Source organism: Streptomyces coerulescens (genome assembly GCF_042657965.1).
Classification (GTDB): Bacteria; Actinomycetota; Actinomycetes; order Streptomycetales; family Streptomycetaceae; genus Streptomyces; species Streptomyces coerulescens.
In genome coordinates this window covers 242,996-264,203 of record NZ_JBHSKM010000007.1, presented here as the reverse complement: position 1 = coordinate 264,203, position 21,208 = coordinate 242,996, and the positions used below count along the sequence as shown (strand labels likewise).

Genomic DNA, 21,208 nt, shown 5'->3' with positions numbered 1-21,208 from the left:
ATGACGACGCTGGATGAACGTCATGGAGAAGGTGCCCGCGAGACACCCGGCCCTGCGCCGGTCCCGACGGCCGTGGTCCCGCTGGACCGGCCCGGCACCGAACTCCGCCGGCTCATGGGCTCCAAGGCCGCGAACCTCGCCCGCGCGGCCGGCGCCGGGCTGCCCGTACTCCCCGGGTTCGTGATCCCGCACCGCACCGGCGACGACATGCTCGACATGGTCGCCCTGCGGCGCGCCTGGGACGAGCTCTCCGACGGCGGCACTCTCCCCCTCGTCGTACGGTCCTCCTCGCCGCAGGAGGACACCGAGGAGTCGTCGCTGGCGGGCCGGTTCACCTCGGTGCTGGACGTGCGCGGCTGGCGGGACTTCCTCGCGGCCGTACAGAGCGTGCTCGACTCGGCCGAGCGGCCCGACGGGTCCACGGCGCCGATGGCGGTGCTGGTGCAGCCCATGCTGGCTGCCCGGGTCGGCGGGGTGATGTTCGGTGCCGACCCGGTGGCGGGGCGGTCCGACCGGGTGCTGGTCAGCGCGGTGCGCGGCGGGCCGGACAGCCTGGTCGACGGCACGCGGACCGGCACCGGCTACTGGCTCAGCACACATGGACGGCTGCTGCGGACTGAGGCGGCCGAGGAGGCGCGGACTGAATCCGCGGCGGGCACCCCCTTGGCCTCGGCGTCGGCGTCGGACCCGGCCGACCCGCTGCTCACGCATGCCGAACTGTTCCGGCTGACGCGGCTCGCACGGCGGGTACGGAAGGTCTTCGGCGGGCCGCAGGACGTCGAGTTCGGGTTCGACGACGCCGGGCGGCTGTGGCTGTTCCAGAGCAGGCCCATCACCGCGATGGCGGCCCGGCCGGAGCGCGGGGCACGACTGCTCGGGCCCGGTCCGGTGGCGGAGACGCTGCCCGAGCAGCTGGTGCCGCTGGAGGAGGACCTGTGGGTGGCACCGATGGCCCGTGGCCTCGCCACCTCGCTCGACATCGGGGGCACCGCGCCGCGCCGGCTGCTCAAATCGGTGCCGGTGGTCATGACGGTCGGCGGGCGCGCGGCCGCCGATCTGCGCCTCCTCGGTACGGTGCCGCCGCGCCACCGCTGGCTGGCGCTGCTCAATCCGGCGCCCGGAGCGCGCAGGCTCGGCGCGGCCTGGCGGATGGGCCGTCTCATCGCCTCCCTGCCGGGTCTGGCGACCGACCTGGTCGCCGACGCCGACCGCCGGCTCGCCGAGATCCCGTCCCCCGCGGCCCTTTCCGGCACCGCCCTGGCCGCCGAGCTCCGCTGGACCCGCCGGGTCTTGGTCTCGCTGCACGCCCAGGAGGCCCTGGCGGGTGCCCTCCTGCGCGAACCGCCCAAGAGCCGTACGGCGGCCGGCACGGCCCTCACCGCCCTGGCCGAGGCCCGCGCCCGGGGCGTTCCCGACGATGAGGTGATCGCCTCGGACCCCGTCGTCCTGGCCCTCACCGCACCGAGCCTGCGCGGCCACGGACCGCTGCCGGATGTCTCCGTGCCCGCCGCACGCCCCCGCACCACCCCCGCCACCCGCACAACCCCCACTTCCACCCGCACCCGCACAACCCCCACTCCCACGCGCACCCGCACCGCCACCCGCAGAGCCACCCCACCCGCACACCCCCTCGTAGCCACCCTCCCGCCCCGAGAGGCCCTGCGCCTGCGCATCCGCTGGGTGCAGGAACTCCAGGTACGGCTCGTCCGCGAGGTGGCCCTGCGACTGGACATCGACGCCGAGCGCATCGGCCTGCTGCGGTGGGCGGAACTGGCGCATGTACTGGACGGCGGCCCCCTGCCCGCCGACCTCCACGCGCGCGTGCCGCAACCGGCCTCTCCCCCGCTGCCGGACGAGTTCCGGCTCGCGGACGGTCAGGTCGTCCCCGCCGAACGCGACGTCCGCCGCCGGGGCGACGACGGGGTACGGGGCGTGTCCGCGGGACGTGCCGTCGGAACCGTGTGGGACGGGTCCGGGCCCAGGCCCGCGGACGCCGTGCTGGTCGTACGCACCCTGGACCCCGCGCTCGCCCCGCTGCTGCCCGGCCTGACCGGCCTGGTGGCGCAGACCGGCAGCCCGTTGTCGCATCTGGCCGTCCTGGCGCGGGAGTTCGGGCTTCCTGCGGTCGTCGGCGCGGTGGACGCCGTCCGCCGCTTCCCGCCCGGCTCACGGCTCGCGGTCGACGGGACCGCCGGTGACGTACGGCTGGACGCGCGAGCGGCTGCGCAACCGGACGGACGACCGCAAGCACGACCGGACGTACCACTGGCTCTACGACCGGATGTACGACCGGACGTACCCCTGGATCCACGACCGGACGCACGACCGGGGGACGCACCATGAGGAAGATCGCCTACGTCTTCGCTGCGCTCGCCGCGACGGGCGCGGGTACCTACCTGATCGTCTATCTCTACCGGTGGCAGTGGCAGCGCGCGATGATCTGCGGCGTGCTGCTGCTGGTCGTCGAGATCATGCTGTTCGGCCTGGTGACGCTGGGGCGGCTGAACCGGATCGAGGAGCGGCTGCGCGACACCGACCGGCGGCAGCGGGAACTGGACGCCCGCCAGGAGGATGTGCTGACCCGGCTGCGCGAGCCGGCCACGACACGGGAGGACAGGCGGTTCCGCTGGCTGGAGGACCCGGCCGACCGGTCGTACGTCTTCGTGCCGGTCCTGATGGTCGCCGGGGTGGTGCTGTCCGGGCTGGCCTGGGTGGTGCAGAAGGTCGCGTCGAGCACGGCCGGGCCCGCCGAGCGGCGTCTGGCCGGACGGCTGGCCGTCCTCTCCGCACCCGATCCGGCGACCTCCGGCGATCTGGAGGACCTGCCGGCGCCGGGCACGGGTTCCGGTCGTCGTACCGCCCGCGTGGCCACCCTCGGCGCCCTCTCCGTCGCGCTGCTCGCCGTGCTGATCGTGGCCCTCGCCGACCTCACGCAGACCCGCGCGGAGGAGACCAACGAGCACGAGGCGACCTCGGTCCTCGTCCAGGTCGATCTGCGGGGCACGGACCTGTCGACCGGCCGGCGGGCGCTGGCCGCGCAGCAGATCTGGGAGGGCTGCCGGGCTTCCACCTCCGTGCCACTGCGGCACGCGCCCCTCGGCGACCTGGGGAACGGCATGTTCGCCGGGGTCGTACGCCCCGCCCTCAGCGACCATGACCTCATGCGGCTGCGCGGCTGCCTGGAGGACGCGACCCTGGAGCGCGCGCACCTCACGGTGGTGGCCGTCAACGACGTCGAGTCCGGCGACGACTCACGCTGACCGGATGGGACCGTGCGGTCAACCGGACATGACAAGTGAGATGTACTACACAAAATCGGACTTACCACCCATTGATCGCAACCCCCGGGGTACCCTGCCTAGGCGCCCACCGTCCCCTAGTCCCCCGGGTCGCCCATGGCTGTCCTCTCCGCCACCCTGCCCCGCCCTGCCCTCCGCAAGCGCCCCCTCTCCCAGCGCGCGCTGCGGGTCGTCGTCGGCATCCTGATCGGTTACCTCGTGCTGTGGGCAGCAGGCGCCGGCGGCATCCTGGGCCTGTCCTACCTGACCCGTGCGGAGACCGCCGCACCCGCCGGAACGCGTACCGTCCAGGGCGTGAACCACTTCCAGCCGGTGGACTCCGAGGGCCGGCTGTGGCGCGGTTCCGCCCCCTCCCCGGCCGGTTACCGGGCCCTGGAGGGCAGGGGCATCACCACCGTCGTCGACCTGCGCGCCGAGGACATGAGCGCGGCCGAGCTGGCCGAACCGGGCGAGGCGGGGCTGAAGGTCGTACGTCTGCCGATCCGTGACGGTCAGACGCCGTCGCCGCAGCAGGTCCAGCGCTTCCTCGACGTCGTCGCGGCGGCGTCCGGCCCGGTGTTCGTGCACTGCGGCGCGGGTGTCGGCCGTACCGGCGCGATGTCCGCCGCGTACCTCGTGAACACCGGTGAGGAGTCGCCGTCGGCAGCGGTCCGGCGCAACCTCGCGGTCGGACCGCCGTCGATCGAGCAGATCTGGTACGGGCTGAACCTGAGCCCGGCCAGGGCGGAGCAGGCGCCGCTGCCGGTGACGATCATCAGCCGCCTGGTGGACGCGCCGCGGCGCATCATGTCGTACCTGTAGCCCCTGTTCGTACCTGTAGCCCCTGTTCGCGGCTGTAGCCGCTCTACGGCTTGCGCCCCACGGCTCCGTACCCGGGAATGACCCCGTCGTCCTGCCCCGGTACGGGGTCCCCCAGGTCGGGGTGCCATTGGTGCGGCACCTCCACGCCCGGCGGGACCAGTTCGAGGCCGTCGAAGAAGCGGGTGAACTCGGCGCGGGAGCGCAGGGCCAGCGTCACGCCCGCCGCCTTGAGTTTCTCGGTCGCCGCCTTCGACTCCTCGGGGGTGAAGTCGGCGGTCGCGTGGGTCACCACCAGATAGCTGCCCGAGGGGAGTTCGGACAGCAGCCGGCCGACCAGTTCGTGCGCGCCGTCCTCGTCGGAGACGAAGTGCAGCAGCGCGACGAGCGAGAGGGCCACCGGACGGCTGAAGTCCAGGATCTTCCGGGCACCTTCGACGATGGCGTCCGGATCGCGCACATCGGCCTGCAGATACTCGGTGACGCCCTCCTCCGTGCCGCGCAGCAGGGCCGCCGCGTGGGCCAGCACGATGGGATCGTTGTCGCAGTAGACGACACGCGCGTCGGGGGCGATCCGCTGCGCGATCTGGTGGAGGTTCGGCTCGGTCGGGATACCGGTGCCGACGTCCAGGAACTGGCGTACGCCCTGCCGGGCGAGCCAGCGGGTGGACCGGTGCATGAACGCCCGGTTGACCCGCGCCATCACGGGGACGCGTGGGTCGAGGGCGAGCATCTGCTGCCCCATGGCCTCGTCGACGGGGTAGTTGTCCTTCCCGCCGAGATACCAGTCGTACATCCGCGCGGGATGCGGCTTGCTGGTGTCGATCTCGGTCATACGGCACTCCGTAACACGCAATGGATTATCAACTAAGCACCAAATCAAGGGAGTTGTGCGAGAAAGAGGGAAGAAGGAAGAGGAAGAGGCAGACAAATGGTTCAGGACAGCAGGAAGTCGGCCTCCCCCGCCTTGGCGCCCTCGATGAACGCCGTCATCTCGTCGGTGGTGTAGATCAGCGCCGGCCCGTCCGGGTCGGTCGACTGGCGCACGGCGATACGGCCGTCGGCGAGCTTCATCGCCTCCAGACAGTTGCCGCCGTTGCCCCCGCTCCACGGCTTGTGCCAGCCCTCACTGCCCAAGTCCCGCGCGGGCATGCCGTTGTAGACGCGTATGCGCGGTTTGATGCGATCCATTCACAGCTCCTTGCGGAGATCCCGTAGGATCTCCTTCGTGCGATGTGCCGTAGCGGCCTGCGCCGCCATGCGGTCCATGACCTCGAGATGGGTCGCCACCTCGGCGCGCGCGTCCAGGTAGACGGCGCCGGTCAGGTACTCGCTGTAGACCATGTCCGGCAGTTCTGACATGGCAAATCGGAACAGCACGAAGGGCCCGTACGTGCCGGGGTGCGGTCCGTTCGCGAACGGGGCCACCTGCAACGTGACGTTGGGCAGCTTCGTGGCTTCGAGCAGTTTGTCGATCTGGGCCCGCATCACCTCCGGACCGCCCACCTGGCGGCGCAGCACGGTCTCGTCCATCACGACCCACAGCCGGGGCGCATCCTCACGGGTGAGCAGTTGCTGGCGTTGCATGCGCAGGGCGACATGGCCCTCGATCTCGTCGGGGCTGGTCTGGCCGATGGCACCCGACCTCAGCACTCCGCGCGCATAGTCCTCGGTCTGCAGCAGACCGGGCACGAAGTGGGGTTCGTACGACCGGATGAGGGCTGCGGCGCCCTCCAGGCTGACGTACATGGAGAACCAGCCGGGCAGGATGTCGTGGAACCGCTGCCACCAGCCGGGCTTGTTGGCCTCCTCGGCCAGCAGCACGAAGGCTTCGGCCTCCTCCTCGGAGATGCCGTAGGCCTTCAGGAGCAGCTGAAGGTACGGGATCTTGAGGGCGACCTCGGCCATCTCCATACGGCGGACCGTCGCGGGGGCGACACGGAGGACGCGGGCGGCCTCCTCGCGCTTGAGCCCGGCACGCTCCCGCAGGTCCAGCAAGCGCCGACCCAGGACGACCTGGCCGACCGTCGGCGCGGACCGCGGCTCGCTCACGCTCCACCTCCACGAATGAACACGAATGAATCCGTACGCATCCCTACAGACCGACCGGGTCGGACCGACTGAATATAGACAGACGGACCGACTCTCGGCAGATCAACTGAACGCCGACAGGACGACGGCGCCATTCGAAGACCTATTCGAAGATCGCGGTGGATCTTCGGTGATCCCAACTGGCGCCGTTCGACATGCTGTTGCGAGCAGTGTGCCACGGCCTTCCAGAGAGTCACACAGCACTCTGCATTTTTCAGAGTGACTCTTGCCAAGTGTTCACGGCGGGGCGATAGTGGCAAGCGTGATTCCGTCCCCGCCCTTAGGAACAGACGCCACTGTGGTCCCCCAGCGGGGCGTCGGCGCCGAGCGCCGGTTCCGTTTCGAGCTGGCCGCGCATCCGGGTTCTCCCGCCCAGGCCAGACGCCTGACCAGGGCGCGGCTGAACGGCTGGTCGGTGTGCGAGGACACCTGCGACACGGCGGCTCTCGTCGTGTCCGAACTGGTCACCAACGCGATCGTGCACACCGCGAGCGAGCACATAGTGTGCGAGCTGCACGACGGCACCGATCTGGTGCGCATAGCCGTGCGCGACGAGGGATGCGCGCCGGGTGAGCCCCACCCGTCGGCGGCACGTCCAGAGGACGAGCACGGGCGAGGACTGCTTCTCATAGACGCCCTGTCCCACGCCTGGGGGGCACTGGAACACGGGTCCGGACTGGTGGTCTGGGCCGATCTGCCGCGCGCCGACCGCGCACCCCGCAACGACCTCGGCTGGGGGTCCCGGCCCAAGCCGGGCCCGCCCGGCGTACCGGGTGACGACGAGGCCGAGGCGCGACACGACAGGGGAACGGGATCCGCATGGCTGTGAGCGGCGTGTCCGGCGGCGGTCAGGTGCTGAACCTGGATTCGCTGGTCCGCTTCCGCCGCGGCATGCGCACATCCGCCGCCCCGCGCCGCCTGCCCGTTCCGGAGGGGATGACGGCTCCCCTGGGCTGCGACGCGGTGGCGGTTCCCGCCCGCTTCGGTCCCCTGGTCCTGCCCCGGCTGCCGCGCGTGGGGTGCGTGTACGCCGACGACGTGCACTGGTGGTGGATCGTGCCGTCCGACTCCGACTACGCGCTGGAGTGGCCGCCGTCGGTGCGCTACAGCACGGGGGCGGTCGTCATGGACACCCCGCGGCTGATCCACCGCCCGGACGGGACGGTGCCGTACACCCCGCCGATTCCGCTGTATCTGACGCTGTGCAGGGTCATGGGGACCACCCCGACCTGGTCCAGGCACATCACCGCGTGAGGCGCACGCCCGCGTGCACCCCGCACCGGCACCTACGCCCTCCCCCGAACGCGCCCGCCCCGCCATAGTGGCCCTCCGTCGTCGAGGGCGGCCGGGGGAGGATGTGCGGTGGGGAAGAAACAGGGCGCCGGTGAGGCCCGGGTCTCGGAGTCGGAGCGGCTGCTCTTCGGGGGTCCGCTGCGGTACGACATGGGCTGGAACCAGCACCATGACGCGTTCCTGGAGCTGAGCCTGCGGGCCATGGTGACGCGGCTGCCGTCCCTGCTGGGGTCGAGCTTCCGGCTCGCCTGGCAGGCCGACCGACGGGCCGCGCGGACCGTGCTGGCGGCCGAGGTGGGCCGGGGTCTGGCGCAGGCGGTCGGGCTGCTCGCCGTCAACAGCGTGCTGGGGCGGCTGATCGAGCCCGGGGAGCTGGCGGAGCGGTTGCGAGGCGCCGTTCCCGCGCTGCTCGCCATGGCCGCCGTGATGGTGGTCTCGACGCTGCTGCGGGCCGCGTCGACGTACGCGACCGGGCGCCTGGAGCCCAAGGTGGAGCGGGTGGCGACCGAGCTGTATCTGGAGCGGGCGGCGGCCGTGGAGCTGGCCGCGATCGAGGACCACGCCTTCCACAAACTGCTGGACACCGCGCAGTACGGCGCCTCGTCCGCCCGCCGCATGATCTCCTACAGCGCCCGCGTGGTGAACGCGGCCATCTCGCTGATCGCCGCGGCCGGTGTGCTCGCGGTGCTGCACCCCGCCCTGCTGCCCCTCCTCGCCACCATGACGCTGCCCAGCGCCTGGAGCGCCCTGACCAACGCCCGGCGCCGCTACGAGTCCTTCCACACCTGGGTGCAGCACGCCCGGGCCGGCCATCTGATCAGCGGGCTGCTGACCGAGCCCGCCGCCGCGCCCGAGATCCGGGTGCACGGCGTCGGGCCCTTCCTGCTGCGCCACTACCGGGCGATGTCGGAGACGGCGGAGGCGGAGCAGGCCCGCCTCGCCCGGCTCGCCGCACGCACCGGGCTCATCGCGGCCGCCTGGACCGGGCTCGCGACCGTCGCGACGTACGCGACGCTGGGCGGGCTGCTGCTGGCCGGCGCGATGGCGCTGTCCGTGGCGGGTACGGCCGTGATCGCCATCCGCACCGGGTCGTCGAGCCTGGACAGCCTCGTCCTGGAGGTCAACGCGCTCCATGAGGAGGCGCTGTTCGTGGGCGATCTGCAACGGCTCTACGTCGAGGCGGCCGAACGGGCGATCCCGGTCGGCGGCGCCGCCCTGCCCGAGGACCCCCGCGAGATCCGCTTCGAGAACGTCAGCTTCAGCTATCCCGGCGAGTCCGCCCGCCCCGCCCTCGACGACGTCACGCTCACCCTCCCCCTCGGCCGGATCATCGCGCTGGTCGGCGAGAACGGCTCCGGCAAGACCACCCTGGTCAAGCTGCTCGCCGGGCTCTACACGCCGGACCGGGGCCGCATCCTGTGGGACGACGTGGACGCGGCCGGCGCCGACCGGCACCAACTCGCCGAGCGCATCGCGATGGTGGCCCAGGACTTCAAGCGCTGGCCGTTCACCGCCCGGGTCAATGTGGCCGTGGGCCGCTCCTCCGCGCCGCTCACCGAGGAACGCCTGGCCACGTCGGTCGCCGAGGCCGGCGCGGAGGAGGTGGTGGCGGATCTGCCGCGCGGCCTGGACACCCTGCTGGCCCGCCAGTTCAACGGCGGGCACGAGCTGTCCGGCGGGCAGTGGCAGCGGCTCGGGATCGCGCGGGCGGCCTACCGGCGGGGCCGCATCCTGATCGTGGACGAGCCGACGGCGGCCCTGGACGCCCGGGCCGAGCTGGAGGTGTTCGAGAAGATCCGTGCCCTGGCCTCCACCGGCCAGACGGTCGTCCTCATCACCCACCGGCTGGCGTCCGTCCGCCATGCCGATCTGGTGCACGTCCTCGACCAGGGCCGGCTCGTGGAATCCGGCACTCCGGACGAATTGCTGGCCACCGGCGGTGTCTACGCGGAGCTGTACTCGCTCCAGGCCGAGCAGTTCACGACGCGGGTGCCCGCACCGAAGGCGGGCTGACCGGCACGCCCCTGCCCGGGGCTCAGGCGGCGGCGTCCACCGCTCCGTCGCCGCGGACGATCACCAGGAACGCGTCCGTCGCGAGGTCCATCACGACCTCGGCGGGCAGCCCCTCCATGCGCCGCGCGTGCGCGAACTCCTCCGCCGGCCACGATCCTCGCGGCCCGCCCGCGGGAAAGCGTTCGAGCACGGTTCGCCCGTTCACCATCCTGACCTCCGATAAGCGTCGTACTTGTAGGAGTAAACGCCTGCCGGGGGTCAATCGCCTCGCTCAGTGACGGGACTGAGACGTAGTTGACACTCGTTCACCGCTCTGTGTGAGCACTCGTGTACGAAACCGGTAGCGCGAGCAGGCCACGCGCGCGCAGGGAGCGGCGCCACCGCGGGTCCTCGTCCGCGAGGGCGAGTTCGGGGAACCGCTCCAGCAGTGCGGTCAGGGCGATCTCGGTCTCGGCGCGGGCCAGCGGCGCGCCCAGGCAGTGGTGGACGCCGTGGCCGAGGGCGAGGTGCCCGGAGGCGTCGCGGGCGAGGTCGAGGCGGTCGGGGTCCGGGAAGCGGGCGGGGTCGCGGTTGGCGGCGGCGAGTGACAGCAGGACGGTCTCGCCGGCCGGCACGGTGACACCGCCGATGGTCATGTCCTCGGTGGGGAAGCGGCGGATGGCGAGCAGCGCGGGCCCCTCGAAGCGGTGGAACTCCTCCACGGCGGCCGGGACGCGCGTGAGGTCCTGGCGCAGGGCGTCGAGCTGTTCGGGGTGCTGGAGCAGTGCCAGCACCGCGTTCCCGATGAGCTGCACGGTGTTCTCGTAGCCGGCGAACAGGATGAGGAAGGCGAGGGACATCAGCTCGTCCTCGCTGAGCCGGTCGCCCTCGTCGCGGACCGTGATCAGGTCGGAGAGCAGGTCGTCGGCGGGCTCCTTGCGCTTGTCGGCGAGGAGTTCGCCGAAGAAGCCGAGCATGGCGACGACCGCCGCCTTCGCGTCCTGCGGGCGGGCCGGGTCGGGGGCGACCAGGGTGTCGGTCCAGACCCGGAAGTCGCGCCGGTGCCGGTCCGGGACGCCGAGCAGGTCGCAGATGACCGTGATGGGCAGGGGCGCGGCGTAGGAGGCGATCAGATCGGTGGTGCCGTGCGGGCCGAGCGTGTCGAGCAGCCGGTCGGCGGTCTCGCGGATGGGCGCGCGCAGCTGCTCCACGCGGCGCGCGGTGAAGGCCCGCACGACGAGTCGGCGGATGCGGGTGTGGTCGGGCGCCTCCATGTTGAGGAGGTTGGCGTCCAGGGCGGGCGGCAGCGAGAAGCCCTGGTAATTGCCTTCCTTCGCATGCCGCTTGTCCACCGAGAGCCGTGGGTCGGTCAGTGCGTCGCGCACGTCCTGGTACCGGGTGACGACCCAGGCCGGGTTGCCGTCGGTGCCGGCGATGCGGTGCACCGGCGCGGTGTCGCGCAGGCGCCGGTACACGTCGTGGGGGTGGTCGATGAGGCCGTCGGCGGGATCCATGGGGATCAGCCTAGGGGCCGTGGGGATCAGCCCAGGGGCCGTCTCAGGTGTCGTAGTCCTGGATCCGCCTGCCGTGGCCGCGGTCGAGGAGGGCGGGCATGCGCTCCCCCAACTCCCTTACCACCGCGGGCACATCGATGGTCAGCAGCTCACGGTCGCGCATCAGGATCCGCCCGTCGACGATGGTCGTGCGCACGTCGGAGGAGCGGGCGCTGTGCACGAGGGTCGCGGCGAGGTCGTGCACCGGCTGGGTGTGCGGGCCGCTCAGGTCGACCAGGACGATGTCGGCGCGTCGGCCGGGTGCGAGGGTGCCGAGGCGGTCGCCGAGTCCGATCGCGCGGGCGCTCTGGAGCGTGGCATGGTGCAGGGCTTGACGTGCCGTCAGCCAGCGTGGGTCGCCGGTGCTCGACTTCTGGATGAGCGCGGTCAGGGCCATCGCCTCCCATACGTCCAGGGAGTTGTTGGACGCGGCGCCGTCCGTGGCGAGGCCGACGGGAATGCCGATGTCGTGCAGGGCGCGCACGGGTGTCGTGGTCGGCCAGGCGAACTTCAGATAGCCACGCGGGGCGGTGGCGACGGCCGTACTGCCCTCGGCGGCTTCGAGGAGCGGCAGGTCGCTGTCGAGGATGCCGGTGCCGTGGGCGATGAGGACGTCGGTGTCGAGGATGCCGGTGCGCCGGAGCACCTCGATGGGGGTGACGCCGTGCCGGGCGAGGCTGGTCTCGGCCTGGTCGCGGTTCTCGGCGGCGTGGAGATGGACCGGCAGGCCGTGCTCGCGGGCGAGGTCGGCGGTGGCGGCGAGGTCGGCGTCGTCGACGGTGTAGGGGGCGTGCGGGGCGAGGGCGGTGGTGATACGGCCGCCGGCGCCGCCGCGGTGCCGCAGCGCGAACTCCAGCGACTTCTCCCGCCCTTGGGGACCCTGGGAGGAGAAGTACCCCTCGCCGAGGTGCGCCCTGATCCCGCACTCCTCGACGACGGCGGCGACGGCGTCCATCGAGAAGTAGTGGTCGGCGAAGCAGGTCACCCCGCCACGGATCATCTCGGCACAGGCGAGCCGCGCCCCCAACTCCACGTCCCTCTCCGTGAGGTTGGACTCGATCGGCCATACGACGTCGTTGAACCACTCCTCGATCGGCAGGTCCTCGGCGACACCGCGCAGGGCGACCATCGGGGCGTGGGTATGGCAGTTGACGAGACCGGGAAGGGCGACCTGCCCGGCTGCGTCGATCCGCTCGACGGCGTCCCGCCCGCGCACGGATTCGGCGGACGTGACGGAATCGACGACTCCGTCACAGACGACGATCGCGGCGTCCTCCTCGAACCCGATCCGCTCTTGATCGTCGTGCACGAGGACGGTGCATCCGGTGATGATGAGGTCGGCGGGAGCTTCTGCGGGAGAAGGCGTCATCATGCCAACGTACGACGCCGTCGTCGGGCCGCGTGAGGTGAACCGCGCATCCGGTCGGGGGTCTGTCGCACGGACCGGCGCGCGGGCAGGCTGGCCCCGTCACGGCCTGCCCGACGGCCGCACCACGGCCCTCCGGCGGCATCGCGGCCCACGGCTTCTGGAAGGAGCCCGGCATGCTCCTCGGCACCTGGAACCTCGAGAACCTCTACCGGCCCGGCGGCGAGTTCGGCCCCAAGGACAAGACGGCGTACGAGACGAAGCTCGCGGCCCTGGCGGCGGTCGTCACCGAACTCGACCCGGCACTGCTCGGCGTGCAGGAGGTCGGGGACCCGGAGGGCTTGAGCGACCTGGCCGGGATGCTGGCCGGCGACTGGCACATCGCGCTCTCCGAGCACCCGGACGGCCGGGGCATAAGGGTCGGCTTCCTCAGCCGCACCCCGCTCCGTGTCCTGCACGACACGACCGCCTTCCCGCAGGGGCTGAGGCCGGTGCAGACGGACGACGACGGCGACACCGTCTCGGGCTCCGGCCGGGGCTTTGTCGCGGTGGAGACGGAACCGGAGGCGGGTGGCGGGCCGCTGCGGGTGGCGGTCGCCCACCTCAAGTCGAAACTGCTGTCGTACCCCGGGGGCCGCTTCAACCCGCGCGACGAGGGCGAACGCGCCCGCTACGGCGCCTACGCCCTCTACCGGCGGGCGGCCGAGGCGACGGCGCTGCGCGCACTGGCGGACGTACTTCTGGCGGGTGACGGACGCGCGCGGGACGTGGCGGTCGTCGGCGATCTGAACGACGAGGTGCAGGCGGCGACCACCCAGATCCTGCTGGGCCCGCCCGGCTCGGAGATCGGCACGCCCGGCTTCGAGGTGAAGGACAAGGGCGACGCGGGCCGCCTGTGGAACGTGGCGCCGCTGATCCCGGCCGAGCACCGCTTCTCGCGCGTCAACTCCGGTCGGCGCGAGCTGATCGACCACATACTGTGCAGCCACCGCATGGTCCGCCGGGTGACGGCGGCGGGGACAGGGGTGCCCGGAGCGGCCGGTGCGCCGGAACTGCCGTCGATAGGGCCGGATCCGCAGCAACGGCGGGGTGAGGCGGGCTCGGACCACGCGCCGGTCTGGGTGCGGGTCGGGGACTAGGAGGTGCCGAGGGGCTCCCGTCGGGCCCCCGTGGTGCCCCGGCTCCGGCATCACCCGGCGACGGGCACCTCGGGGGCGTCGGGTATCCGTAGCCCCACCCGGTCACGTTCCTCGGCGAGTTCGTCGAGCAGCTCGTTGAGCTGGGCGAGGTGCCAGGGCGTGAGCCGCCCCGAGTCGTCCAGGTGGACGGCGCACGCGGTCGTCGTGTCGACGAGCCGTTCGAGGGTGGCGACGACGTCGTCCGCGCCCTGGGTGTGCCGGGCGAGCGCGGGCAGTTCGGCGGCGGCGAGGGCGATGGCGGTACGGGCCTCGGCGAGCGCACGGTAGGCCTCGCGACGGAGGGTCCAGCGCAGGGCACGGGTGTCGGCCCCGCGTTGCGCGGCTCCGTCGGCCTCGCGAAGAACATGATCGAGGTAGCCGTACGCGGCCCGCCCCGCCGCCCCCAGCCGGGCCCGCACACCCCCACCCCGCTGCCCCGGCATCGGCAGATGCCCCACGACGAGCACGATCGCGCACGCGAGCAACGTCTCCCCGATCCTGCTCACGGAGGCCTGCGGCTCGCCGCCCACCATCACCAGGGCGAGCACGAGGACGGTGACGACGGCGGTCTGGGCGGCGAAGTGCCGCGTGGCGACCGGAATGAGGGCGCCGCTCAGAGCCACCAGCGCGATGAGCCCTTCCGGCCGGGGCAGCACGGCCGCGAACCCGGCGAACAGCAGGGCTCCCAGCACGGTGCCGGCGGCCCGGCACAGCACCCGGGAGACGAGCGGCCCGAGGTCGGGCTTGACCAGGAAGACGGCGGTGGCCGGGAGCCAGTACCAGTGCTCGTGCCGGCCGTACCACTGGGCGCTGTACAGCCCTTGCGCGAGGGCGGCGGCGGCCCCGAAGCAGAGGGCGACCCGCAGCCCGTACTCCCTGCCGCCGGCCCCGAACACGGCACTCATCACATGCCTGCCGGTACGACGCCGGGTGTGCAGGTCCCTGTTCGCCCTGCCCCGGTCGAAGGCCTCGGCGGCGTGCAGCAGGGCGTCGTCGAGGGCGCGCAGGGCGGGCGCGGATCGGGAGGGCGCGGGCAGCGGTCCGGTGTGGGTGTTGCCGCGCACGGCGGCGGCAAGCAGCCGGGGCCCTTCGGAGGCCCGCTCCGGCACCGCCTCCCCGGCCCAGGCGATCGCGGTGGCGGCCTCGCCGAGCGGCAGGGCGGCGGCGTACTGCGCGTGCAGCCGCCGCTCGGCGGACGAGGAGGCGTACCGCCGCAGCCGGGGCCCGGTGAGGCTGTCCTGCGCGTGATCGAGGGCGGCGGTGAGAGCGGCACGCCGGGCGGTGGCCCGGTCGGTCCCGACGGCGTCGAGCAACTCGGCGACGGCGTCGTACACCCTCGCCACCGCGTCCCGCTCCCCGTCGAACCGGAAGTCGCCGACGAGGGACCCGGGCGTGGGAAGCACGAGGCGAAGCCCCAGCAACCAGACCGCACCCGCGAGATAGGCGACCGCCCGCAGCCACCCGCTCTCCGGCAACGGCATCCCCGCCCCGACGGCAGCGGCGACCAGCAACTGCGTCCCGGCCCCGGAGGCGACCGACCCGACGGCGCTGATGGCACCGGCGACCAGTCCGAGGCAGGTCAGCAGGACGGTGAGCGGTACGGCCCCGAGGTGATCTCCGGCGTATGTCCCGACGAACATCCCGGCCGCACCGGCCAGCGCGGGCATCCCGAGCCGACGGATGGCGGAACGACGGCTTCCGGGGCTGTCGTTGATGCCGGCGAACATGGCGCCGATCGCGGCGACCACACCGAGGGAGGTGCGGTCGGCGAGCACGGCGACGAGAAGCAACGGCCCGGCGGCCAACGCCCCGCGCGTGACCGCACTCCAGGGAACCGGACCGCGCTGGGCGCGGAGAGCGTGGGCGAGCCAGGGCGGAAGGGCGAGGACCGGACGTGCGGGGCGGGACACGGGGCTCCTGTCGAAACGAGGGCAAGGGGGGCCTTCGGGCGACGGTGGCCGGGCGATGGAGCGGCCGTCACGGGTGCGGCCTGCGGTGTCCACGGTAGAGCGGGATCGCGGTGAGGACGGGACGTTCGGGTTTCGGGGAAGTGACGATGCTTGAAAACGGCACGTTCTTTATGAACGCAATTGATCCGCGTGCTTTATGAACGCAATTGATCCGCGTGGCTCTTGTCGATCAGCGTCTCCGCGTCGGTGATCGCTTCCCGCAGGGCCGCCGGCTGCGGCCGCAGTCTCTCGACGATCCCGTCCACACCCCGCAGCCCCGCGCGCTCCAGCAACCGCTTCTCATTGGTCACCCACTCCCCACGCGCCGCCAGCACTCCGTGTCCGGCCTGCACGGCGGCCGTGGCGACGGCGCCGGCGACCTCGGTGACGCGGCCGGCGGGGGCGTGGTTGGTCTTCGCGTAGGCGAGGGTGGCCCGCGCGGTGCCGTGCCAGCGTTCGCTCGCCGTGCGGCGCAGCTTCGCCGGGTAATGGGCGGGCCCGGGCAGTTCGCCCCGCAGCACCTGGTTGATCGCCAGTTCCGCGACGACCAGGTAGGTGGGAATGCCGGCGAGATGGAACAGCAACGGCTCCACCCGGAACCGTCCTTCCTCCGCCTCCGCCAACTCCCGTTCCACCACGTCGAGATCGCGGTAGTGGACGTCCACCCGTCGCCCCTCGATCGTCAGCCACGCTCCCCCGTTGAAGACGCCACCGCCCCACCCGCCGACCTCCGACACCTCGCCCTCCCAGCCGAGGGCACGCAGGTCGGACGGGTCGAAGGGGCCGCGGTAGTAGACGGCGAGATCCCAGTCGCTGTCGGGCCGGTGCGTGCCCTGGGCCCGGGAACCGCCGAGGGCGACGGCCCGGACGGTGGGGAGGGCGGCCAGGCGGTCGGCGGTGGTGGCGAGGAAGGCGGCGTCGTCGGGGGTGGGCATGCGGGGCAGCGTACGGAAGGGTGGGGTACGGCTCTACGCAATTACGGTCGGCCGCCCGGCGGCCTCACCACCCCGTCGCCGCAGTCCCGAAGACCGCTCCCGAGATTCCGCCCAGCGCCTCGGCGACCCGCAGCAATGGCTCACGCAGGGCCGCCGGTTTCCCCTCATCGCATCCGCCTCAGCCAACAACGCTCAGGGGCGGATGGTGTCGTTGATCAGCATGTACTCCAGACTCTGGAGCGTCGGCACCCTTTCCTCTTCCCCGCCCCACGCTCCAGTCCGACGGTGTACGTGCATTCGACGTGACTGCCGTAGGCGGCCATGCGTCCGACCCGCTGACCGCTGCCATGGGTCCTCCTCCGCCGAGTCCACCTCCTGTACGACGGGGTCCTTGACGTCGCCTTCGGCGGCTCGGAGAGACGGCCCAGGAAGTCGGGGCGCGGCTGCGGGGCGGCCAGCGGTCGGCGTCGTACACCGGAATCGGTGGGCATCATGGGCCTCCGGGTTGACCACCATGACCCGTCGCCGAACACCTGCAGCCGGCCGTCGCGCAACGCCCGCGCGAGCGGACGGACCCGATCATGGGGCAGGCAGCGCAGGCGACGCAGACCGGGCGGTCGGCCAGTACAGGTTGAGCACTTCTGCCCGACCCGTCACGACCCCGCCCTCAGTCGACTACCGTTACGCCTTGCACATACCGGATGACCAGGGCGAAGGGACGAGACCCAGGTGAACGCGGCGCCTCTGAGCCCTGAGGATCCGACCGAACTCGGCGACTTCGAGCTGCTCGGCCGGATCGGCCACGGCGGGATGGGGCAGGTCTATCTCGGCGAGTCACCAGGCGGCGAGCCCGCCGCGGTCAAGGTCATCAAGCCGTCGGTGGTGGACTCGGAGACCCGGCTGCGCTTCGCCCAGGAGATCGAGGTCCTCAAGACGGTCTGGGGCCCGCGCATAGCCGCCTTCATGGACGCGGACCCGGATGCGATCCAGCCTTGGCTGGCGACGGAGTACGTCGACGGCCCGGATCTGCGCAAGCAGGTGAACACCTGCGGACCGCTGCCGACCGTCCTCGTGGCCTCGCTCGGCGCGACACTCGCCGAGGCTCTCTCCGGAGTGCACAAGCAGGGGTTGCTGCACCGCGACCTCAAGCCCGCCAACATCCTCCTCGGCCCGAACGGTCCGAAGATCATCGACTTCGGCCTTGCCGTGTTCACGGAGTCCAGTGCCTCCCTCACCGCCCCGAACACGGTTCTGGGCACTCCGGCCTGCATGGCCCCGGAGCAGGCGAACGGCATCAAACCGCTCCTGGCGCCCGTCGACGTCTACGCACTTGGTGCCGTCCTTCTGTTCGCGGCGACCGGCCACTATCCGTTCCAGGCCGAGAACATCCACGCCCTCTTCCACCTGATCACCAAGCCCGAGGCCCAACCGGACCTGACCGGTGCCCCGGAGCAGCTGGTACCCCTGCTGACGGCGATGCTCGCGTATGACGCCGCCACCCGCCCCACGCTGCAGAGCGTCGTCCAGCAGTGCCGCGCCGTGATCGAGGGGCAGGGCCTCAAGGTCGCCCAGGCCCGCCGCCGGCTCACGTCCCACACGGCGGCGACCGCACCACAGGAGCCGGCACCTCAGGATGTGACGCCGGCACCGAAGGCTCCAGCCCTCTCCCCCGGTCCTGCGGCGGACCCACCCCCGGCCACGCACACGCCGACGACCGTGAAGGCCGACCCCGCGGTACCCGTGCGGCGACCGGCACGCACTCCTCAGGTCAGGCATTCCGCCCAGGCCAGGCGTGTGGCCCAACAGCTGCGGGAGACCTACGCTCAGCGTGCGAAGTTCTGACCCGAACCACCGTAATGTCCCGGGACACCCGGGTTCCGCCCTACAGGAGGCAGCCCCCGTGACCGTCGAGCAAGCCGGCACCACCAACCCGGGGGACGCCAAGTACCCGCCCGGCTCGCAGATCGAGGTCCGCGACGAGGAATGGCTCGTACGGAACGTGGGACGTACCAAACACGACGGTGACCGCATCGAGGCGGTCGGTGTGTCCGAGTTCGTACGGGACCAGGAAGCCGTCTTCTTCACGAAGCTGGACGACGTCCAGCTGATGGACCCACGCCGGACCAAGCTGACGTGCGACGACTCCGCTAATTTCCGGCGCAGCCGCCTGTTCCTCGAAGCCATCCTCCGTAAGACCCCCCTCCCCCAGTCGGAGCGCGGTCTGGCCCTGGCGGACAGCTTCCTGCTCGACTCGCTGCCGTACCAGCACCGGCCCGCGCAATTGGCGCTCTCGGGCAGAAACCTTCGCCCGCGCATGCTCATCGCGGATGTGGTCGGTCTCGGCAAGACCCTCGAAATCGGCCTGACCCTCGCCGAGTTGATCCGCCGCGGCCGGGGCGAGCGCATCCTGGTGGTCACCCCGCAGCATGTCCTGGAACAGTTCCAGCACGAGCTGTGGACCCGTTTCGCGATTCCGCTGATCCGCCTCGACTCGGTCGGCATCGAGCGCATCCAGCGTGAGATTCCGGCAGGCCGCAACCCGTTCACCTACTTCAAGCGCGTCATCGTCTCCATCGACACGCTCAAGAACACCGACCAGTACAAGCACCACCTGGAGCGCATCACCTGGGACGCGGTCGTCATCGACGAGTCCCACAACCTCATCAACCGCGGTTCCCTGCGCAACCAGCTGGCCCGGCTCCTCGCCCCGCAGACCGACGCACTCATCCTTGCCTCCGCGACCCCGCACAACGGCGACGCCCGTTCCTTCGCCGAGTTGATCTCCCTCCTCGACCCGGCCGCGATCCGCGACCCCGAGCGGTACGCGGCGGACGACATCAAGCATCTCTTCATCAGGCGTACGAAGGTCAGCCCCGAGGTCCACGAACAGATGAAGGGCCAGTGGGCGGACCGGGGCCCGAGCACATCCGTCCACTGTGCCGCGACCCCCGCCGAGGAGAAGATCTTCGAGGAGCTGGCGCAGGTGTGGCTCCCGCAGAACCCGGACAAGTCGTCCGTGAGCGAGAGCCGCCTGTTCCCTTACACCCTCCTCAAGTCCTTCCTGTCCTCACACATGGCCCTCGCCTCGACGGTCGATACCCGCATCAGGACCCTGAAGGCGAAGGACGACGCGGGGGCGGAGGCCGAGCTGGCCGCGCTCCGGCGCCTGAACGACCTCACCTTCGTGATGTCCGAGACGGACTCGGCGAAGTTCCAGGCCCTGGTGGAGCAGCTGCGCGCGATCGGCGTCGGCCCGAAGAGCGACACCCGCGTGGTCGTGTTCTCCGAACGTGTCCAGACCCTGGAGTGGCTGCGCAAGGCGGTCCCGGCGGCCCTCGGCTTCAAGGGCAAGGCGCTCCAGGAGGCCGCTCGCGTCATGCACGGCGGCCTCTCCGACGAACAACAGATGCAGTGCGTCGAGGACTTCGGTCTGGCCGACACATCCGTACGCCTGCTGTTCACGGGCGACGTGGCCTCCGAGGGCGTCAACCTGCACCGCCAGTGCCACCAGCTCATCCACTACGACGTGCCCTGGTCCCTGATCCGCATCGAGCAGCGCAACGGCCGCATCGACCGCTACGGCCAGGCACACCGGCCCCAGTTCCGCGCGCTGATCCTGACCAGCGAGGTCGACGGGGCGAAGGACGACCGTACGGTGGCCGAGCGGCTGCTGGAGCGCGAGGACGAGGCGCACCGCAGCCTGGGTACGGCGGAGGCGGTCTCCGGCCTCTATCGCGCGGAGGCGGAGGAGAAGTCCCTGATCCAGGATCTGCTGCGCGGCCGTACGGTCGACGAGTCCCTGGAGGGCACAGCCCGGGCGGCCGCCACCGAGGACTCCGGCACGGACTTCCTGGCGGACTTCTTCGGCGCGGTGGACGCGTCCGGCACCGACCCGGAAGACGCAGACGCCGACGCCCCGCCCGCCCCCGCCGACGTGCCGCGCCTCTTCACCGGAACCCGGGAGTTCATCGACGAGGCGATCCGCGAGGTCTTCCCGGACCCGCAACGGCAGCTGGAGCTGGACCAGGACCCCGAGACGGGCCTGATCTCCTTCAAGCCGCCGTCCGACCTCACCCACCGCATGAAGTCCCTGCCGCCGGACTACCGGCGTGAACAGCGCCTGCACGAGCGCCTGTTGGTGACGCTGAACCGCAAGCTCGCCGACCTCTCCCTCGTACGCGCCAGGGAGTCGTCCTCGTCCAGCTGGCCGGAGATCTCGCTCCTCACCGACCTGCACCCGGTCGTGGAGTGGCTGACGGACAAGGTGCTGGTGCGTCTGGGCCGTCAGGAGGCGCCCGTGATCACGGCGGACGTCGAAGCGCCGACGTACCTGGTCCAGGGCATCTACTCCAACGCGCTGGGCCGCCCCACCGTGGTGAAGTGGATGGCCGTGAGCGGAGGCGAGGTCACCGACGACATGGTCGGCATACTGCGCCGCGCGGGCGTCGGCCCCACCATGGCCAACCCGCTGCACCGCCACGACCTCGACCTGCTGAGTTCGGGCATCCCCGGCGCCCTGGAGGCGGCCGAACGCTTCCTGCGCCGCCACAGCAGCGAGTGGGACCAGGCGCTGGCCGGACCGATCGACGACTACAAGCGCCGCCTGGGCGACTGGGAACAGCCGACCCTGGCGGGCGAACGCACCAAGTCCGATCTCGCCGACCTGGCCGACTCGCTCCTCACCACCGGCCGCCCGATGCTCCGGGTGCTCGCCGTCCTCGACCACACCCGCTGATCCCGCCGATCCCCGAGGT

At 71.7% G+C, this 21,208-nt stretch carries 17 protein-coding genes; 9 read left to right on the top strand and 8 right to left on the bottom strand.

Annotated features, from left to right (window positions below; translation table 11 throughout):
* From ACFPQ9_RS13065 to ACFPQ9_RS13055, 3 genes are all read left to right on the top strand, one after another.
* Positions 1 to 2,343, top strand: a complete 2,343-nt coding sequence (locus ACFPQ9_RS13065; RefSeq protein WP_380851676.1) for a PEP/pyruvate-binding domain-containing protein — start codon at positions 1 to 3, stop codon at positions 2,341 to 2,343.
* Positions 2,340 to 3,260, top strand: a complete 921-nt coding sequence (locus tag ACFPQ9_RS13060) for a hypothetical protein (RefSeq protein WP_380851673.1) — start codon at positions 2,340 to 2,342, stop codon at positions 3,258 to 3,260. Before ACFPQ9_RS13065 ends, ACFPQ9_RS13060 begins: the two co-directional genes overlap by 4 nt.
* Positions 3,261 to 3,395: 135 nt before the next feature.
* Positions 3,396 to 4,100 (top strand): fused DSP-PTPase phosphatase/NAD kinase-like protein, encoded by a 705-nt coding sequence (locus ACFPQ9_RS13055; protein WP_380851670.1) that lies wholly within the window; start codon positions 3,396 to 3,398, stop codon positions 4,098 to 4,100.
* A gap of 43 nt (positions 4,101 to 4,143) precedes the next feature.
* Here ACFPQ9_RS13055 and ACFPQ9_RS13050 read toward each other — a convergent pair whose 3' ends face one another.
* The 3 genes from ACFPQ9_RS13050 to ACFPQ9_RS13040 all read right to left on the bottom strand — a co-directional run bounded on the left by ACFPQ9_RS13050 (position 4,144) and on the right by ACFPQ9_RS13040 (position 6,149).
* Positions 4,144 to 4,932, bottom strand: a complete 789-nt coding sequence (locus tag ACFPQ9_RS13050; RefSeq protein WP_380851667.1) for an SAM-dependent methyltransferase — start codon at positions 4,930 to 4,932, stop codon at positions 4,144 to 4,146.
* A 101-nt stretch (positions 4,933 to 5,033) separates the two neighbouring features.
* Positions 5,034 to 5,288: a DUF397 domain-containing protein gene (locus ACFPQ9_RS13045; protein ID WP_019757219.1), complete on the bottom strand. Its 255-nt coding sequence runs from the start codon at positions 5,286 to 5,288 to the stop codon at positions 5,034 to 5,036.
* Positions 5,289 to 6,149 carry a helix-turn-helix domain-containing protein gene (locus tag ACFPQ9_RS13040; protein ID WP_380851663.1) on the bottom strand — a complete coding sequence of 287 codons (861 nt, stop codon included), beginning with the start codon at positions 6,147 to 6,149 and terminating at the stop codon, positions 5,289 to 5,291. It lies immediately after the preceding gene.
* A gap of 292 nt (positions 6,150 to 6,441) precedes the next feature.
* Between ACFPQ9_RS13040 and ACFPQ9_RS13035 the strand changes: the two genes are divergently transcribed.
* From ACFPQ9_RS13035 to ACFPQ9_RS13025, 3 genes are all read left to right on the top strand, one after another.
* Complete coding sequence (locus ACFPQ9_RS13035; RefSeq protein ID WP_380851660.1) at positions 6,442 to 7,017, top strand: ATP-binding protein; 576 nt, start codon at positions 6,442 to 6,444, stop codon at positions 7,015 to 7,017.
* Complete coding sequence (locus ACFPQ9_RS13030; RefSeq protein ID WP_380851657.1) at positions 7,008 to 7,442, top strand: hypothetical protein; 435 nt, start codon at positions 7,008 to 7,010, stop codon at positions 7,440 to 7,442. Before ACFPQ9_RS13035 ends, ACFPQ9_RS13030 begins: the two co-directional genes overlap by 10 nt.
* A 189-nt stretch (positions 7,443 to 7,631) precedes the next feature.
* A complete protein-coding gene (locus ACFPQ9_RS13025) occupies positions 7,632 to 9,494 on the top strand; it encodes an ABC transporter ATP-binding protein (RefSeq protein WP_380852383.1) in 1,863 nt (620 codons plus the stop codon).
* 22 nt (positions 9,495 to 9,516) lie between these two features.
* Here ACFPQ9_RS13025 and ACFPQ9_RS13020 read toward each other — a convergent pair whose 3' ends face one another.
* From ACFPQ9_RS13020 to ACFPQ9_RS13010, 3 genes are all read right to left on the bottom strand, one after another.
* On the bottom strand, positions 9,517 to 9,702 hold the full coding sequence (locus ACFPQ9_RS13020) for a hypothetical protein (protein WP_030948256.1): 186 nt from the start codon (positions 9,700 to 9,702) through the stop codon (positions 9,517 to 9,519).
* Between the two features lie 97 nt (positions 9,703 to 9,799).
* On the bottom strand, positions 9,800 to 10,987 hold the full coding sequence (locus tag ACFPQ9_RS13015; protein ID WP_380851654.1) for a cytochrome P450 family protein: 1,188 nt from the start codon (positions 10,985 to 10,987) through the stop codon (positions 9,800 to 9,802).
* Positions 10,988 to 11,030: 43 nt separating this feature from the next.
* Positions 11,031 to 12,395: an amidohydrolase gene (locus ACFPQ9_RS13010; protein ID WP_380851651.1), complete on the bottom strand. Its 1,365-nt coding sequence runs from the start codon at positions 12,393 to 12,395 to the stop codon at positions 11,031 to 11,033.
* A gap of 173 nt (positions 12,396 to 12,568) precedes the next feature.
* Here ACFPQ9_RS13010 and ACFPQ9_RS13005 point away from each other — a divergent pair, with 173 nt between their 5' ends.
* Complete coding sequence (locus tag ACFPQ9_RS13005; RefSeq protein ID WP_380851648.1) at positions 12,569 to 13,531, top strand: endonuclease/exonuclease/phosphatase family protein; 963 nt, start codon at positions 12,569 to 12,571, stop codon at positions 13,529 to 13,531.
* A gap of 50 nt (positions 13,532 to 13,581) precedes the next feature.
* Here the strand turns inward: ACFPQ9_RS13005 and ACFPQ9_RS13000 are convergent, their stop codons facing one another.
* Both ACFPQ9_RS13000 and ACFPQ9_RS12995 read right to left on the bottom strand, forming a co-directional pair.
* Positions 13,582 to 15,480, bottom strand: coding sequence for an FUSC family protein (locus ACFPQ9_RS13000; protein ID WP_380851645.1), 1,899 nt, complete (start codon positions 15,478 to 15,480; stop codon positions 13,582 to 13,584).
* Between the two features lie 194 nt (positions 15,481 to 15,674).
* Positions 15,675 to 16,454 carry a nucleotidyltransferase domain-containing protein gene (locus tag ACFPQ9_RS12995; protein WP_380851642.1) on the bottom strand — a complete coding sequence of 260 codons (780 nt, stop codon included), beginning with the start codon at positions 16,452 to 16,454 and terminating at the stop codon, positions 15,675 to 15,677.
* Positions 16,455 to 17,183: 729 nt separating this feature from the next.
* Between ACFPQ9_RS12995 and ACFPQ9_RS12990 the strand changes: the two genes are divergently transcribed.
* Both ACFPQ9_RS12990 and ACFPQ9_RS12985 read left to right on the top strand, forming a co-directional pair.
* Entirely contained in the window at positions 17,184 to 18,296 is a 1,113-nt protein-coding gene (locus ACFPQ9_RS12990; protein WP_380851639.1) for a serine/threonine-protein kinase, read from the top strand.
* A gap of 58 nt (positions 18,297 to 18,354) precedes the next feature.
* Positions 18,355 to 21,189, top strand: a complete 2,835-nt coding sequence (locus ACFPQ9_RS12985) for a helicase-related protein (RefSeq protein ID WP_380851636.1) — start codon at positions 18,355 to 18,357, stop codon at positions 21,187 to 21,189.
* Positions 21,190 to 21,208: the final 19 nt, after the last annotated feature.

What these genes read in the sequence shown, in the direction of transcription:
- ACFPQ9_RS13065 (WP_380851676.1), top strand. Translation starts at nt 1, where the DNA reads ATGACGACGCTGGATGAACGTCATGGAGAAGGTGCCCGCGAGACACCC.
- ACFPQ9_RS13045 (WP_019757219.1), bottom strand. Translation starts at nt 5,288, where the DNA reads ATGGATCGCATCAAACCGCGCATACGCGTCTACAACGGCATGCCCGCG.
- ACFPQ9_RS13055 (WP_380851670.1), top strand. Translation starts at nt 3,396, where the DNA reads ATGGCTGTCCTCTCCGCCACCCTGCCCCGCCCTGCCCTCCGCAAGCGC.
- ACFPQ9_RS13015 (WP_380851654.1), bottom strand. Translation starts at nt 10,987, where the DNA reads ATGGATCCCGCCGACGGCCTCATCGACCACCCCCACGACGTGTACCGG.
- ACFPQ9_RS13050 (WP_380851667.1), bottom strand. Translation starts at nt 4,932, where the DNA reads ATGACCGAGATCGACACCAGCAAGCCGCATCCCGCGCGGATGTACGAC.
- ACFPQ9_RS13030 (WP_380851657.1), top strand. Translation starts at nt 7,008, where the DNA reads ATGGCTGTGAGCGGCGTGTCCGGCGGCGGTCAGGTGCTGAACCTGGAT.
- ACFPQ9_RS12995 (WP_380851642.1), bottom strand. Translation starts at nt 16,454, where the DNA reads ATGCCCACCCCCGACGACGCCGCCTTCCTCGCCACCACCGCCGACCGC.
- ACFPQ9_RS13010 (WP_380851651.1), bottom strand. Translation starts at nt 12,395, where the DNA reads ATGACGCCTTCTCCCGCAGAAGCTCCCGCCGACCTCATCATCACCGGA.
- ACFPQ9_RS13060 (WP_380851673.1), top strand. Translation starts at nt 2,340, where the DNA reads ATGAGGAAGATCGCCTACGTCTTCGCTGCGCTCGCCGCGACGGGCGCG.
- ACFPQ9_RS13025 (WP_380852383.1), top strand. Translation starts at nt 7,632, where the DNA reads ATGGGCTGGAACCAGCACCATGACGCGTTCCTGGAGCTGAGCCTGCGG.
- ACFPQ9_RS13005 (WP_380851648.1), top strand. Translation starts at nt 12,569, where the DNA reads ATGCTCCTCGGCACCTGGAACCTCGAGAACCTCTACCGGCCCGGCGGC.
- ACFPQ9_RS13020 (WP_030948256.1), bottom strand. Translation starts at nt 9,702, where the DNA reads ATGGTGAACGGGCGAACCGTGCTCGAACGCTTTCCCGCGGGCGGGCCG.